The organism is Mycobacterium riyadhense, assembly GCF_963853645.1.
Classification (GTDB): Bacteria; Actinomycetota; Actinomycetes; order Mycobacteriales; family Mycobacteriaceae; genus Mycobacterium; species Mycobacterium riyadhense.
Genome location: NZ_OY970456.1, coordinates 4,717,190 through 4,732,790, shown reverse-complemented (window position 1 = coordinate 4,732,790; position 15,601 = coordinate 4,717,190). Strand labels below are relative to the sequence as shown.

The 15,601-nt window shown below is 67.8% G+C and carries 14 protein-coding genes; all 14 read left to right on the top strand.

The genetic code is table 11. The features are described 5' to 3' along the window. The first annotated feature begins 77 nt into the window (after window positions 1–77). The 14 genes from AADZ78_RS20850 (at window position 78) to AADZ78_RS20785 (ending at window position 15,525) form a co-directional block, all read left to right on the top strand. Entirely contained in the window at window positions 78–1,757 is a 1,680-nt protein-coding gene (locus tag AADZ78_RS20850) for a nitric oxide reductase activation protein NorD (RefSeq protein WP_372510526.1), read from the top strand. 13 nt (window positions 1,758–1,770) lie between these two features. Further along, window positions 1,771–2,577: a CbbQ/NirQ/NorQ/GpvN family protein gene (locus tag AADZ78_RS20845; protein ID WP_085250834.1), complete on the top strand. Its 807-nt coding sequence runs from the start codon at window positions 1,771–1,773 to the stop codon at window positions 2,575–2,577. A gap of 80 nt (window positions 2,578–2,657) precedes the next feature. Further along, a complete protein-coding gene (locus AADZ78_RS20840) occupies window positions 2,658–3,770 on the top strand; it encodes an ABC transporter substrate-binding protein (RefSeq protein ID WP_085250851.1) in 1,113 nt (370 codons plus the stop codon). A 3-nt stretch (window positions 3,771–3,773) separates the two neighbouring features. Beyond that, on the top strand, window positions 3,774–4,901 hold the full coding sequence (locus AADZ78_RS20835; protein WP_085250833.1) for a spirocyclase AveC family protein: 1,128 nt from the start codon (window positions 3,774–3,776) through the stop codon (window positions 4,899–4,901). Continuing rightward, window positions 4,894–5,781, top strand: coding sequence for an SDR family oxidoreductase (locus AADZ78_RS20830; protein WP_085250832.1), 888 nt, complete (start codon window positions 4,894–4,896; stop codon window positions 5,779–5,781). Before AADZ78_RS20835 ends, AADZ78_RS20830 begins: the two co-directional genes overlap by 8 nt. 6 nt (window positions 5,782–5,787) lie before the next feature. Then, a complete protein-coding gene (locus AADZ78_RS20825) occupies window positions 5,788–7,272 on the top strand; it encodes an aldehyde dehydrogenase family protein (RefSeq protein ID WP_085250831.1) in 1,485 nt (494 codons plus the stop codon). Between the two features lie 14 nt (window positions 7,273–7,286). Continuing rightward, window positions 7,287–8,501, top strand: a complete 1,215-nt coding sequence (locus tag AADZ78_RS20820; RefSeq protein WP_085250830.1) for a cytochrome P450 — start codon at window positions 7,287–7,289, stop codon at window positions 8,499–8,501. Continuing rightward, on the top strand, window positions 8,488–9,144 hold the full coding sequence (locus tag AADZ78_RS20815) for a maleylpyruvate isomerase family mycothiol-dependent enzyme (protein WP_085250829.1): 657 nt from the start codon (window positions 8,488–8,490) through the stop codon (window positions 9,142–9,144). The genes AADZ78_RS20820 and AADZ78_RS20815 overlap by 14 nt, the downstream gene beginning before the upstream one ends. Before the next feature lie 103 nt (window positions 9,145–9,247). Further along, complete coding sequence (locus AADZ78_RS20810; protein ID WP_085250828.1) at window positions 9,248–9,595, top strand: YciI family protein; 348 nt, start codon at window positions 9,248–9,250, stop codon at window positions 9,593–9,595. Between the two features lie 38 nt (window positions 9,596–9,633). Beyond that, window positions 9,634–10,818: an RNA polymerase sigma factor gene (locus AADZ78_RS20805; protein ID WP_204081698.1), complete on the top strand. Its 1,185-nt coding sequence runs from the start codon at window positions 9,634–9,636 to the stop codon at window positions 10,816–10,818. 7 nt (window positions 10,819–10,825) lie between these two features. Then, window positions 10,826–11,272 carry an SRPBCC family protein gene (locus AADZ78_RS20800; protein ID WP_085250826.1) on the top strand — a complete coding sequence of 149 codons (447 nt, stop codon included), beginning with the start codon at window positions 10,826–10,828 and terminating at the stop codon, window positions 11,270–11,272. A gap of 326 nt (window positions 11,273–11,598) precedes the next feature. After that, window positions 11,599–14,817 carry a PE family protein gene (locus AADZ78_RS20795; protein ID WP_204903349.1) on the top strand — a complete coding sequence of 1,073 codons (3,219 nt, stop codon included), beginning with the start codon at window positions 11,599–11,601 and terminating at the stop codon, window positions 14,815–14,817. A 33-nt stretch (window positions 14,818–14,850) separates the two neighbouring features. After that, window positions 14,851–15,093, top strand: coding sequence for an antitoxin (locus AADZ78_RS20790; RefSeq protein WP_085252833.1), 243 nt, complete (start codon window positions 14,851–14,853; stop codon window positions 15,091–15,093). Window positions 15,094–15,096: 3 nt separating this feature from the next. Beyond that, window positions 15,097–15,525 (top strand): type II toxin-antitoxin system VapC family toxin, encoded by a 429-nt coding sequence (locus tag AADZ78_RS20785; RefSeq protein ID WP_085252834.1) that lies wholly within the window; start codon window positions 15,097–15,099, stop codon window positions 15,523–15,525. Window positions 15,526–15,601: the final 76 nt, after the last annotated feature.

Sequence of the window (15,601 nt, the reverse complement as noted above, 5' to 3'; positions counted from 1 at the left end):
GATTGACTGCGGACAAGCCGGACTTTACGTTGGAACAGATATTTGGTCAACAAGGCCGTGGCGCGAGGAGCGACCAAGTGAACTCCGATAGGTTGGCGCGATTGGGCATGCTGGCTTCGGCGCTGTCCGGCCGCACGCTGCAGGTAGCGCGTAGCGAACCCGGCGAACTGGCGTGGACGGATGGCACCACGATATTCGTCGACGCCAGCCGCAGCGCGCGTGAACAACTTGAGGCGTTGGTGGTGCAGGCGTCGTTGCTGGCGGCCGGAAGCCTGGAACCGAAGATGCTGCGCACGCTTAAGCGTCGTCCAGCGCTGGCTCGGCGATACCTGGCTGTGGAAGCGAGCCGGGCTCTTGCCGCCAATGCCGATCTGTTGCCCGCGCCGGTGCGCACGCTTGCCGCTACCGACGTCGATAGCGATTCGCCGGCCACTTCGTTGGCCATCGCGCGCGGCCGGCGGCCGGTTGCGAACCCACCCGAGAGCTTCGGAACGATCCGGTCGCGAATCCTATTGGCGTCCAATAAGACTACCGAGAAGCCCGTCGGCGACCATGGTGCGAACCGCCGCCAGAAGGCGCTGCGCGAACTCGATGAGGACCATGACGACAACGGATCCGACGCTGCCGACGTGTTCACCAGCCCGATCGGCGGCGGGGGAGCGCTGGGCCGGCTACTGCGCAAAATGCTGAGATCGGTGCGCCGACTCGGTGAGGGCGGTCAGCCGGGGGCCGACGCGCCGACGCACTGGACGCGCTCCGGAACCCGTGGCAACGTCGCCGCGGCGTTCTCGACCGCACCGGCGGGTCCGATCGATGGCCCGGAACACGCGGGCCAGGGAATCATGTACCCCGAGTGGGACATTCATCGACAGCGGTATCGGCCGAACTGGTGCACCGTGCGCGAGGTGAAGCCCCGCATCAAGGACGTCACGACCGCGGACGGCTTCAATGAGTACGGGCTGCACCGGCCACTGGCCCGCCTGGGCCTGGGACCCGATTGGTTTCACCGCCAAGTCCAAGGCGATGACATCGACATCGACGCGGCGATCGAAACACGGGTCGAGAGCATGGCGGGCTCCGCACCCGACGAGGCGGTCTACATCGACAGCCTGCGCCGTCGGCGCGATCTTGCCGTATTGCTGCTGCTTGACGTCTCCGGCTCGGTCGCCGAGGCGGGCGCGAGCGGCACGACCGTTCACGAACAACAGCGGGCCACGGCGGCGGCCCTGGCCCTCGCCCTGCACGGCATAGGAGATCGCCTGGCGCTCTACGCGTTTCATTCCCGGGGAAGACCAGCCGTGCACGTGATGCCGATAAAGCGCTTCGACGACACTCTCGATGTGCTGGCGTTGCGGCGTCTTCGCGGCCTGGTGCCGGGCGCATACTCCCGACTGGGCGCGGCGATCCGGCACGGCGCCGCCGTGCTGGAGAACCGGGGTGGCACCACCCGGCGACTACTCGTCGTACTGTCCGACGGGTTGGCGTATGACCACGGCTATGAGCGCGTCTACGGGGCCGGCGATGCCCGCCGTGCCCTGGCCGAAGCCCGTGGCCGAGGCACCGGATGTGTGTGTCTGACGATCGGCGCCGCAACCGATCCCGAGGAGCTGCAACGTGTCTTCGGCAGCGCAGCGCACGCCGCCGTCGCGCGACCCGAGCAACTGCGCCAGGTGGTCGGACCGTTGTTCCGAACGGCGCTGCGCGCAGCCGAAGTCCGCCGACCGGAGCCGCGCTACGTTCGCCGCGGCGCGGCATGAAGGAGAGAGACGAGTGACACCACCGACGTCCCGGCCCTTCTATGTATCGGTCGGCAATGAGGTGCAGGTCTTCAAGGCGGCGTTCCACCAAGGACTCTCGTTGTTGCTCAAGGGGCCGACCGGATGCGGAAAGACGCGGTTTCTCGAGGCGATGGCATACGACCTGCAGCGGCCCCTCATCACGGTCGCGTGCCACGACGATCTCACTACCGCCGATCTGGTTGGCCGCTATCTATTGCGTGGCGGCGAAACGGAGTGGGTCGACGGCCCTTTGACCCGGGCCGTGCGTGAGGGGGCGATCTGCTATCTCGACGAGGTTGTCGAGGCCCGGCAGGACACCACCGTGGTGCTGCACCCCCTCGCCGATCACCGCCGACAGCTCCCGATCGAACGGCTGGGCGTAACGCTGGACGTCGCACCGGGATTCTGCTTGGTGGTGTCCTACAACCCGGGCTATCAAAGCGTCCTCAAGGATCTCAAGGACTCGACACGACAGCGGATGGTGGCCATCGAATTCGGCTTCCCGGCAAGCGATGTCGAACAGAAGATCGTCGCGCACGAGGCGGGCATCGGCCCGGACACGGCCGCGGAGTTGGTCCGGTTGGCGCAGGCGATCCGTCGCCTGGAAAACGGCGGGCTGCGCGAGGTGGCGTCGACCCGGGTGCTCATTGCCGCCGGACGGCTCATCTCGGAAGGGTTGACTGCCCGGGATGCGGCTAGGGCCGCCATTGCCGGTCCGTTGACCGACGACGCTCATGTCGCGGGTGGACTGGCGGAAATGATCGACGTATATCTGCCCGGCCCGCCGGCCGGTCATTGACGACGATACATCGGCCGCGATACGGTTGGAACAAATCTTAGGTTTGTCTGCAGGACAGCCGCGCCAGACGGAGGGTGAGATTGTCCTACGAGAGCACAGCGCAGCCCATCAAGATCGGCTACCTGTTTGACTTCCTGCTGCCGGAGTTCTACCCGCAGGAAATGCGCGACGATCTGACCCGCCCATTCGACCTGGTGTTCAACGACGGGGTGAGCCAAGGGGTCATTGACCGACCGGTTGAGATCGTCTACCGGGAGGTCGAAGGCCTGCCCAAGGGCACCGTCAAGGCGGTCATCGATGCCTACGGCGAGCTTGTCGACGAGGGCTGCCTGGTTGTGTTCGGGCCGCACATCACCGAGAACGCGGTACCGCTGCGGGAGGCCATCGAGGAGCGATTCCGGGTTCCGGCGATCAACGTCTGCGGTAGCGACGACTGGCTGGGGGAGTGGACCTTCGCGTTCCCGCAAGGGTCGATGACCGACGAGCCGATCTTCTGGGCGGACCTACTCGCAAAGGGCGGCCACGCGCAAGTCGGCGTCGTGGTGGAGAAATCGCTGGTCGGCGAGAGCTATCTCAAAAACTTCCGAAACGCCGCTCGGCGCAAGGGCATTCGCATCGTCGCCGAGGCGCAGGTGGCTCAAACCGCCCAAGACGTCGGGCAGGCGATCCGCACTCTGCACGAGGCGAAGCCGAGCGCGCTGGTGCACTGTGGTTTCGGCTTCGGCATCGTCTTCATCAATCCGGCGCTGGCAGAGCTCAATTGGGACCCACCCCGGTTCACCTGCACCGCGTTTCAGAACGCCTGGATCAATCCGATCATGTGGCAAGCCTTCATGGGGTGGACCGGCATCGATCAGTACGACGAAGCCAACGCGGTCGGGCAGCGGTTCCTGGACCAGTTCGAGGCGGCCTACGGTCGCCGCCCGCAGTACTGCGTGCCGGTAGTGAACCACGACGTCGCCAACACCCTGCTGCACGCCTTTGCCGACGCCCATCCGCTGAGCCCGCGCGGTGTCAAGGAAGCGCTGGAGCGAGTGAAGATGCTGCCGGCCGCGGCTGGCGCGCCCGGGACCCGAGTCTCGTTGGGAAAGTGGACCCGGCGGGCCTGGATGGGGGCCGGGTACCTGGTGGCCCGGCGCCTGGACGCCGACGGCGTCAACTCGCATCTCGTCGACCGCTTCGGCGAGGAGTGAGCAATGGCCACCACCCAAGAAACGGCGTCGCACGTCGCTCCGACCACCGAACGCAAGTGGGGACCCCTGTGGGTCGCGGTGTGGGTTGCCGTAGCCGTCGCGCTGCTCGGTGTCATCGCTTACTACGCGCGCAAAGGCGCTGTCTCGGAAAGGATTCGCAATCCGGAAGTGAGCGGAGCTCCGCGCGCGGTGGAGCCGCTGTTCGGCTACCAGCACTGGTTGGAACTGTTCCAGATCTTCACCATCATCTCGATGTCGATCATCGTCGTGGTCTACGTGGTGGCCTGGCGTCGCTATGGCGCGCATCCGGTGCTGTTGATGGGGATTGTCACGACGTTGATCGTGTGGCAGGACCCGATCATGAACTGGTCGCCCTACGCGGTGTACAACCCGGAACTGTGGCATTGGCCCGAGGATTGGCCGTTGGTGTCGCTGTCGCCGACGGTGGAGCCGTTCCTGGTCATTGGATACATCATGTTTTACCTGGGCCCGTACTTCCCGGCGATCTGGATCCTGCGAAAGATCCAGGCCCGCAAGCCCGTTGACTCATTCGTGTGGCGGCATCCGCTGATCGGCCTGGCGTTGATCATCCTGCCGGTCGGTGTCGTCATCGACGCGATGCTGGAGATGACGCTGGTGCGCACCGGCTTTTACATTTACTCTCAAGTCATTCCGTTCGGATCCGCCTTCGTTGGAGAAACCTACCAATTCCCGTTCATCTGGGAAACGGTGATGGTGACGTTCGTGATGATCCCGGCGGGTGTGCTGCTCTACCGCGACGACACCGGCCGCACCGTCGCTGAAAAGCTCACCCAGCGGCTACGGATGTTCGCGCGCCGACCCGCCCTCGGGATGTTCGTGGTGATGTTCGTGCTCATCAACCTCGCCTACTTCACCTACGGCACCGGCTTCGCCGTGATCAAGTGGACCAGGACCGCCACCTCGGTCGCCTGCCCGTGGCCGTACCCCGAGGCCAAAGTGTATGACCCCCAGGGCTTTTACGAGAAGAACGGCCAGCAGGGTCCCTACTCGGTGGGCATCTGGTCGACATGGATGAGCGCCCAGCCCAATGGGCGCCCGCACGTGCAGCTTGGTTCGACCTCCGATCGGTGTGCGCCCGGACATGGATGAGCCGCGCAGCATTGTCATCACGGGCGCATCCCGTGGACTTGGCCTCGCGTCGGCGGCGCACCTGTACCAGCAGGGGTGGCGGGTGGTGGCGGCCATGCGCTCACCGGAATCCGGTCTGGAAACACTGCGGTCCAAGACCGGCGTCGGACCCGACGACCCGCGATTGATCGTCGTCCCACTCGACCTCACCGACGCCGCATCGGTCACGGCCGCTGCCAAGGCGATTGATGCCGCCGTCGGGGCCCCGCATGCGCTGGTGCACAACGCGGGGATCTCCGCGGCCGGAATGCTCGAAGAGACGCCGATGGACCTGTGGGAGCGCATGTTTGCCACGAGCGTCTTCGGGCCGGTGCGACTGACCAAGGCCTTGCTGCCGGGGATGCGTGCCGCGGGACGCGGGCGCATCGTCGTGATCTCGAGCCAGGGCGGCGTGCGGGGCATGCCCGAGACCGCGGCGTATTCGGCGGCCAAGGGCGCGCTGGAACGATGGGCCGAATCATTAGCCGGCGAGGTGGCGCCCTTCGGGCTCGGCGTCACCGTCGTCGTGACCGGGACCTTCGACACCGACATCATCACCGGCGCCGGAACCTCGGACCTCCGCGACTTCACCGGCCCCTATGCCGCGCTGCACCGCAAGATCGACCGGCGCGGCCGGTTCGCGATGCGGTTCGCGGCCTCCCCTGACCGCTTCGCCCGGCGCCTCGCCAAGGTTGTCGAGGACCGGGCGCCGTTTGCTCGGCATGCGGTGGGGCCCGATGCCCGGATGCTGATGGTTGCCAACCGGCTACTTTCCGGTAAGGCTCTCCATAGGGTGACCCGTCTGGCGATGGGCATCCCACCTCCCGGCGCTCTGACCAGCGCATCGCCTAAAGAGAGCTGAACAAACATGCCCGACACTGTAACGGTCCGGTTCGAGTCCAAGATGATGATCGACGGCAGGCTCGTCGACGGCCAGGCCGGCACCTTCACCAACATCAACCCGGCCACCGAGGAGCCGATCGGGGAGGTCGCCGACGCCTCCATCCAGGACATGCAGCGGGCCATCGACGCCGCGCGGCGGGCCTTCGACGAGACGGACTGGTCGACCAACCACGCATTGCGCCAGCGCTGCCTGCTGCAGCTGCACGACGCCATCGACGCCGAGCGCGAAGAGCTGCGGGAGGAGCTAATTCTGGAGGTCGGTGCGCCCCGGGCCATCACCTTCGGCCCCCAGCTGGATGCCCCGCTGGAGGACGGGCTGCGTTATCCCGCCAAGCTGATCGACGAATACCCCTGGGAAACCGACCTGGGCGACAAGATGATCAGCCTCACCGGCACGCTGACCACCCGCAAGGTCTGGCGCGAGCCGGTCGGTGTGGTCGGCGCGATCGTGCCGTGGAACTTCCCGTTCGAGATCACCATCAACAAGATTGGCCAGGCGCTGGGCACCGGCAACACCATGGTTCTCAAACCGGCACCGGACACCCCGTTCAATGCCACCCGGCTGGGTCGGCTGATCGCCGAAAAGACCGACATCCCACCCGGTGTCGTCAACATCGTCACCGCCTCCGATCACCTGGTGGGCGAGGAGCTCACGCTGTCGCCGAAGGTCGACCTGATCTCGTTCACCGGCTCCACGGCCGTCGGGAAACGAATCATGGAAAAGGGCGCTGCGACACTGAAGCGGCTGTTCCTCGAGCTTGGCGGCAAGTCGGCCACCATCGTGCTGGAGGACGCCGATTTCGGCATGGCCTGCGCCATTGGCATTGCGCCGTGCATGCACGCCGGGCAGGGCTGCGCCAACCCGACTCGGCTGTTGCTGCCCCGGTCTCGCTACGACGAGGGTGTGGCGATTCTGAAGAGCATCTATGACAACGTCAGGCCCGGCGATCCGCAGGATTCCGGAACGCTTTGTGGCCCAGTCATTTCCGACAAGCAACGCAAGCGTGTGCTCGGCTATATCCGCAAGGGTGTCGAAGAAGGAGCCACCGCGTTGGTCGGCGGGCCCGACGCCGAAACCGGGTTCGACAAGGGATTCTTTGTTCGGCCAACGCTTTTCGTCGACGTCGACAACTCGATGAGGATCGCGCAGGAGGAGATCTTCGGCCCGGTGCTGTCCGTCATCCCGTTCGACGACGAGGAAGACGCGATCCGGATCGCCAACGACAGCGTGTACGGATTGGCCGGCAATGTGATGTCGGGCTCTTTGGAGCGCTCGCTGGCGGTGGCCCGCCGGATCAAAGCCGGGTTCCTGGGTGTCAACGGCGGAGCGCCGTATGGTGCCGACACGCCGTTCGGTGGCTACAAGGACAGCGGGGTCGGTCGTCAGAACGGCGTGGCCGGGTTCGACCAATACACGCAGATCAAGTCGGTGGGGTATCCGGCGGGTTAGCGAAGGGGACGCGAGTGCAGTTGTTCGATGACCTCGAGGACTTCGGGTCCTTCGACGACGTTGTTTCCGGTGACGTCCGAGATCCCTACACCGAGCTGGCTCGGTTACGGCGTGAGGAACCGGTGCAGCGCATCGACGCCTCAGGTATGCCGCACGAAGTGTCCAAGCCGGTCTTCATCGTCTACCGGCACGAGGAAGTTCAGCAGATGCTGCGGGACAACGAGACGTTCTCGTCGGCGATCATCATCGACGCGTTCGGTGACGTGCTGGGCCGCCACGTCATGCTCGGGATGGATGAGCCGGAACATGGGCGCCATCGGGCATTGGTCTCAAAGGCGTTTTCGCAGAAGGCGTTAGCGCGGTGGGAGGACGAATTGGTTCGGAAGGTCGGCAACGAGCTGATCGACCGGTTCGCCCCCCGGGGGCGTGCCGATCTGGTGAAGGAGTTCACCTTTCCCTATCCGACCCAGATCATCGCCGGCCTGCTGGGTTTGCCGCGCGAAGACTATCCACAGTTTCAGCGCTGGTCGATCTCGCTGCTGAGCTTCACTGTCAACCCGGAGCGCGGGCGCTCGGCTTCGGCGGCGTTGCAGGAGTACTTCGCGCCGATCCTGGCGGCGCGCCGCGAGGAGCCCCGGGACGACCTGACTAGCGGCCTGGCTCAAGCCGAAATCGACGGCGAGAAGCTGTCCGACGAAGAGATTTTCTCGTTTATGCGGCTGCTGCTTCCGGCCGGCGTGGAAACAACCTACCGCTCGCTGGGCAACATGCTGTTCGGATTGCTGTCCAACACAGACCAACTCGATGCGGTGCGCGCCGATCGTTCGCTACTACCCCAAGCCATCGAAGAGGCGGTGCGGTGGGAACCACCACTGCTGACCATCACCCGGGTTGCCACCCGCGACACCGAGCTGGCCGGCGTGCCCATCCCGGCCGGATCCTCGGTCATGCCGATGCTGGGCTCTGCCAACCGCCAGGAGGACCGGTATCCCGATCCGGACCGGTTTGACGTGTTCCGTTCGGCCAGAGCGCATATCGGCTTCGGCCACGGCGTTCATGTCTGTCTCGGAATGCATCTAGCCCGGCTGGAGATGCGGGTGGCGCTCAACCTGCTGTTCGACCGGCTGCCCGACCTGCGGCTGGATCCCGAGGGGGATGACCCGCACATCCGCGGCCAGGTATTCCGCTCGCCTACAGCGCTTCCGGTGCTATTTGATGCGTCCAGCTAGGGACGGCACGCCACGCGACATTGTGTTCGCCGCGGTCGCCGAGCAGCGGCGCCAGCTGGCAAGTCTGCTAGACGATCTCGATGGAGCACAGCTGATGACGCCGAGCCTATGCGGGGGATGGGATGTCAAGACCGTAGTCGCGCACGTTCTAAGTACGATCGCCGACGGTACTCCCACATTCCTGCGACTGGCGGTGCGCCGTGGGAGCATGGCTCGCGCGATTGACGAACTGGCGCGGCGTCGAGCGCGGCTCCCGGTGGCCGAGCTCGTCGCCGACTTGCATCGGCACGCCGATCGACCGATCAGTCCGCCGCTGTTTGGGCCCCTTGATCCGCTAGCCGACGTCTTGGTCCACGGCGGCGACATCAGAATCCCCCTCGGTCTGTCCTTCGATCCCGATCCGTGGTTAGCCGCGTTGGCGTTGGACTTCCTGACCGGGCCGTGGCCATTCGGCTTCGTTCCGCTGGGCCGCTTGCGCGGGCTTAGCCTGCGCGCCACCGATGTTGGTCAATGCTGGGGGCGCGGAGCCGAGATCCGCGGACCGGCGGGGGCCTTGATGATGAGCGTCTGTGGCCGGACACCGCTGCTGCACCTGCTCGACGGCCCGGGGTTGCCACAACTGCGTGACCGGCTGTCGGGCTGATGCACAAATTGCTTCGGCCGGGGTGTCCTAATAGCCCCGGCCGTAATCGTCCTCTTGGTGAGAATCGGGAATCACCCGATGATGATGGGGACAGGAGGAAACCATGCCGCAATACGCCGCACTCACCTACACCAGGGACGTCGACTGGTCAGCACCCGAGCAGGCCGAGGACATGGCCGCATACATGAAGTTCGGACAGGACCACGCCGCCGCGATTCGTGGCGGCAACGCGCTGTACCCGACGAGCACCGCAACGACCGTTCGGGTCACCGGCGCCCGCGGTGGCGACGTCGTAACCAGTGACGGCCCGTACGCCGAGACCAAGGAAGCCCTGACCGGCTTCTACCTCATTGAGGCCGCCGACCTGGACGAGGCCCTGCGCATCGCCGCCGAAATCCCGGCCGCGTGGGACGGCGCCGTCGAGGTGCGTCCCGTCATCGACTTCGGTTGAGCGCCGATACCGACTCCGCGCTCGCGGAGACCGTCCGGATGGAGGGCACTCGCATCTTGGCGACCCTCATCCGGACGGTCGGTTCTTTGCAGATCGCCGAGGACGCGGTTCAGGAAGCGGCGCTGCGGGCGCTGCGGGACTGGCCCCGCAACGGTGTGCCCGACGAGCCGCGCGCCTGGCTGACGGTGACCGCGCGCCGGGTCGCGATCGACCTGCTGCGCCGCGAGGGCGCTCGCGCACAAAAGGAGCGTGCCAGCGTGGAGCTCGCGGTCCCCGACCCGACGCCGGACAGCGTGGTGGCTGACGATCGGTTGCGGCTGATTTTCACCTGCTGCCACCCTGCGCTCGGCCTGGAGGCGCAGGTGACCCTTGCGCTGCGCACGCTGTGCGGCCTGTCGCCCGCACAGATCGCGGCGGTGTTGCTCACCAGCGAGGCGGCCGTCGCCAAGCGCCTGACCCGGACCCGGCAGAAGATCGCGCGCGCCGGGATTCCGTATCGCGTGCCGGCAGACGAAGAGCTGCCGGCACGCCTGGCGGCGGTGTGCGCAGTGCTGCATGCGTTCTACACGATCGCGCACAGTGCGGCCGGCGGCGACCGGCTGACCGACGTGGATGGCGCCCGCGAGGCGCTGCGCTTGGCGCGCCTTGTGCACGACCTGATGCCCGATGAACCGTCACCCATGGCGGTGCTGGCGCTAGTGCTGCTGAGCGAATCTCGGCGCGCCGCAAGGCTCAACGACGACGGAGACCCGGTAACGCTCGCCGAGCAGGACCGCTCGCTGTGGAACGCCGACGCGATCGAAGAGGCCTTTCATCTCCTCGATGAATCGTTGCGCCGCACCGGCACGGTCGCCGACCCGTACCAGCTTCAGGCGGCGATAGCCGCCGAGCACGCTCGCGCCCCGTCATACCAAGCCACCGACTGGACCGAGATCGTCCGGCTCTACGACCTACTGCTTTCGGTACGGCCGAGCCCGCCCGCGGCACTCGCCCGCGCGGTCGCCGTCGCCGAATCCGAAGGCACGGCAGCGGGATTGGATGCACTGGATCAACTCGCGCCCGATCACCGCTGGCACGCTGTGCGCGGCGAGCTGCTGGCTCGCGAAGGCAGATACGCCGAGGCGGTAGAGGCGACACGGGCGTCGCTTACCGAATCGGTCACAGCGCCGGAACGACGGTACCGTCAACGGCGCATCGCCGAATGGTCGAGGCAGCGAGGTTAGGAGTGCGATGACGACAGTGGACGTGGTGAGCGAGATTGTGATTGCACGGCCGCGACGCGAAGTTGCCGCGTATGCCGCAGATCCGGACAACGCCACCGTATGGTACGTCAATATCAAAGCGGTGCAATGGAAAACGCCGAAGCCGATGGTGGTTGGCTCGCGATTCGCCTTCACCGCCAGCTTTCTCGGACGTCCGTTGAGCTACACCTACGAGGTGGTAGATCTTGAGCCTGGGACGAGGTTTGTGATGCGGACGGCGGAAGGGCCCTTCCCGATGGAGACGACTTACCTCTGGGCGGACGGCCCGGCCGGCACTACGAAGATGACGCTGCGCAATCGTGGTGAGCCCAAAGGATTCTCGGGAATCGCGGCACCCGTCTTGGCGATGGCGATCAAGCGAGCCAATGCCAAGGACCTCGCCCGACTCAAGTCGCTTCTCGAGTCCGGCAACTAGGCGGCAATAGCCGACCCTGCCGCGTTGTGGCGTGCTAGCTCAAGTGGACGTGTACGGCGCCCTTCCGTCACCTGACCTAGCTGCACAACGTCAACGCACTGTACGATCGACCTCTTCCGGTCAAGGCGATCGATGGAATCATCTATCGCCCAACCTCTTTACAAGAGGTGTTGACATATCACGAGCTAGGCGATCTCGTAAAGCAATTTTACGAGCTGTCACGATATCGTAACGGCCACAACGGTTTTAGTGTCAAGAAAAGTTCCCCGTCGCATATGATCCGCGGCAATGTCAGTCGACAGAGCCGAGAATGCGAGGAAAAGCGCATGTCATATGTGACCGTGGACCCCCAGCTTTTAGTCACAGCAGCAACGGATTTGAAGGGCATCGGTTCGGCGCTCAGCGCGGCCACCTCGGCGGCAGCGGCCCAGACGACGGCCGTGGCGGCCGCAGCGGCCGACGAGATATCGACGCAGATCGCAGCTTTGTTCGGGGCGCACGGCCAGGCTTACCAAGCGGCCAGCGCTCAAGCGGCGGCGTTGCACGACCAGTTCGTGCGAACCATGACCGCGGGCGCGGGCGCATATGCCAGCGCCGAGGCCGCCGCCGCATCGCCACTGCAACCCCTGCTCGATGCGATCAACGCGCCCACCCAGACGCTGATCGGCCGCCCGCTGATCGGCAACGGCGCCAACGGGGCCCCGGGCACCGGGGCCAACGGCGGCGACGGGGGGATATTGATCGGTAACGGCGGAGCCGGCGGGTCTGGCACGAACGGCGCAACCGGCGGCGCCGGCGGCCGCGGCGGGGCCGCGGGGCTGCTGCTCGGTACGGCCGGTACCGGCGGCACCGGCGGGTTCGGTAACGCCGGTGCCGGTGGCGCGGGTGGCCAGGGGGGCGCTGCTGGGCTGTTCAGCACCGGCGGCACCGGCGGCGCCGGGGGGGTCGGCATTGGCGGTAACGGCGGGGCGGGCGGTGCCGGTGGCCTCGGGCTGTTTGGCGCCGGTGGCGCCGGAGGTGCTGGAGGGTTCTCCTCCACCACCCCCACCACAGCCGGTGGGGCCGGGGGCGCCGGTGGGTCCAGCCTCCTATTCGGTAATGGCGGCGCCGGCGGGGCCGGCGGGGCCGGACAAGCCCTCGGAGGTGTTGGCGGACAGGGCGGTAACGCCGGCATGTTCTACGGAGACGGTGGCGTCGGCGGCGCCGGCGGCAGCGGCGGTAACCTCGCGGGCACCACCGGTGGGGCCGGTGGGGCCGGCGGTAACGCCGGCGTGTTCTACGGCGACGGCGGGGCCGGTGGCGTCGGCGGAGTTGCGGTCGGTGCGGGCGGAGCCGGCGGGGCCGGCGGCAATGCCGCAACTCTCTTTGGCACCGGTGGGGCCGGTGGGGCCGGTGCGGTCAGCTTTGGCGCCGGCGGGGCCGGCGGCATAGGCGGCGCGGCCGGGGCCCTATCGGGCACCGGTGGGGCCGGCGGCGCGGGCGGGTTCGGCCAAGTCAGCGGCGGGGCCGGCGGGATCGGCGGCAATGGCGGCGCGGTCTATGGCAATGGTGGCTCCGGCGGCGCTGGCGGCCCCGGAGGCGCCACCACCGGTGGGGCCGGCGGGGCCGGCGGCAATGCCGCGACCCTCTTCGGCACCGGGGGAACCGGCGGCAACGGCGGCGGCGGCACTACCGTCGGCGGCAATGGCGGCAATGGCGGCACCGGTGGCTTGCTCGCGGGCTCCGGTGGAGCCGGCGGCACCGGTAGCCTCGGCACCGTCAGCGGGGTGGGCGGCAACGGCGGCAACGCTCCCGGCATCTTCGGTGACGGCGGCGCCGGTGGCCACGGTGGCGCCGCCGGCCCCGCCAACCCCGCGGGTGCCGGCGGCGCTGGCGGTAAGGCGGCACTCATTGGCAATGGCGGCAACGGCGGCACCGGCGGCAACGGCGCTGCCGCCCAACCAGGCGGCAACGGGGGTAGAGGCGGCGATGCCCAGCTATTCGGCCTGGGCGGCAACGGTGGTAGTGCCGGGCTCGGCACCGCACTGGGCGCAACCGGCGCCGCCGGCGCCCCCGGACTGGCCACCTCCAACCCGGCTGTGCTCAATGCGATTAACGCGCCCACCCAAGCGCTGTTCGGTCGCCCGCTGATCGGCAATGGTGCAAACGGCGCCCCCGGGACCGGAGTCAACGGCGGGGACGGTGGGATACTGTTCGGCAATGGTGGCGTCGGCGCGGATGGCGCACTTGGCGCCAACGGCGTAAAGGGCGGCAACGGCGGAGCGGCCGGGCTGCTGTCCGGAATAGCCGGCGGCGGAGGCGACGGCGGTTTTGCGGCTGCACAAGGTGGGAACGGCGGCAATGGCGGGGCAGCCGGGCTGTTCAGCGCGGGCGGGGCCGGCGGGGCCGGCGGACTCGGCGCCAGCGGTGGGGCCGGCGGGGCCGGCGGCGTCGGGATCTTCGGCCAAGGCGGTGCCGGAGGCACCGGCGGGGTCGCCACCGGTGCCGGTGGTGCCGGTGGCGCCGGTGGTGCCAGCCTCCTCTTCGGCAACGGCGGCGCCGGCGGCGCCGGCGGCGTCAGCACTGACGGTGCCGGTGGGGTCGGCGGGACCGGCGGCAACGCCGGCGTGTTCTCCGGCAACGGCGGTGTCGGCGGCGTCGGTGGGCTCGCCGCGCCCGGTACCGGTACCACCGGTGGCGCGGGCGGGGGCGGCGGCAACGCCGGCACATTCTTTGGCACCGGCGGCGCCGGCGGGGCCGGCGGGGGTGGCAACACCGCCGGCGGGGCCGGCGGGCTCGGCGGCAACGCCGCCACCCTCTTTGGCGCCGGCGGGGCCGGCGGGATCGGCGGGATCGGCGCCAACCTCGTCTCCGGTGCCGGTGGGGTCGGCGGGGCCGGCGGCAACGCTGGCGCATTCTCCGGCACCGGTGGGGCCGGCGGCGCCGGTGGGATCGGCATCGGTACCGGCGGCGGCGCCGCCGGTGGGGCTGGCGGCAACGCCGGCTTGTTCTACGGCGACGGTGGAGCCGGTGGGGCTGGCGGCGGCGGCACTGTCGGTGCCGGTGGTGCCGGTGGGGCTGGCGGCACCGGCGCCCAGCTCTTCGGCAACGGTGGCGCCGGCGGGATCGGCGGCCTCGGCACGACCGTCGGCGGCGCCGGCGGACTCGGCGGCGCCAGCGGCATGCTCTCCGGCTCAGGCGGGTCCGGCGGCACTGGCGGCGGCGGAGCCGTCGCTGGAGCCGGCGGCGCCGGCGGTACCGCCCGCGGACTCGTGGGCGACGGCGGGACTGGTGGTGGCGGCGGCTTCGGTGGCGGCGTCGGTGGCAATGGTGGGGCCGGCGGCAAGGCCGCACTGATCGGCGACGGCGGTAACGGCGGTGGCGGCGGGATCAATCTGACGGGGCTCGCTGCCGCCGGCAACGGTGGTAGCGGCGGCGCCGCCCAGTTCCTCGGTAACGGCGGCAACGGTGGTAACCGCGGCCTGCTCGGATCCGCGCCTGGCAGCGTCGGCACCGGTGGCGCCGGTGGGCAACTGCTCGGGCAGAACGGGCTCGCTGGGCTCTGATCAGCGAGGCTATGATGCAGTAGCATCTGATGTGTGCGCACCACGCTCTCGATTGATGACGACGTGCTGCTGGCCGCCAAGGAGCGAGCTCAGCGGGAGAACCGGACCGTGGGAGCGGTGTTGTCCGACCTGGCCCGTCAAGCATTGACCAACCAATATGCCTCGCCCGCTGCACGCGAGGCTGACGCGTTCTACGGCTTCGAGCCGCTTCCGCATCGCGGTGGCGCCATCTCAAATGCACTGATCGATCGGCTCCGTGACGAAGAGGTTGTGTGATCGGTGCGGGCACTATTGGACATCAATGTGCTATTGGCCCTGCTGGACCGCGACCACGTCGACCATGAGCGGGCACGGGCCTGGATCACCCAAGAAATCGAGCAGGGGTGGGCGTCGTGTGCGATCACCCAGAACGGTTTCGTCCGGATCATCAGCCAGCCGCGCTATCCCAGTCCCGTCACAGCCAGCCGCGCGATCGATATGCTGGCTCGTGCAACCAGGACGCGCTATCACGAGTTCTGGCCGTGCACGGTAAGCATTCTCGACCTGAACGCGGTCGATGGTTCCCGTCTGCACAGTTCCAAGCAGGTCACTGATGCGTACCTGCTGGCACTCGCGGTCGAGAATGGCGGCAGGTTTGTCACTTTCGACCAGTCCATCGCGCGCGGCGTGGTGCCCGCTGCGGGGAAACAGCATCTGACCGTTCTCTAGCTACCGCTACCCCGGCGGGCCAACCCCGGCCCCGAACCGATCGCCGCCGTGGTCAACAATCGAGGCACAACCTCAT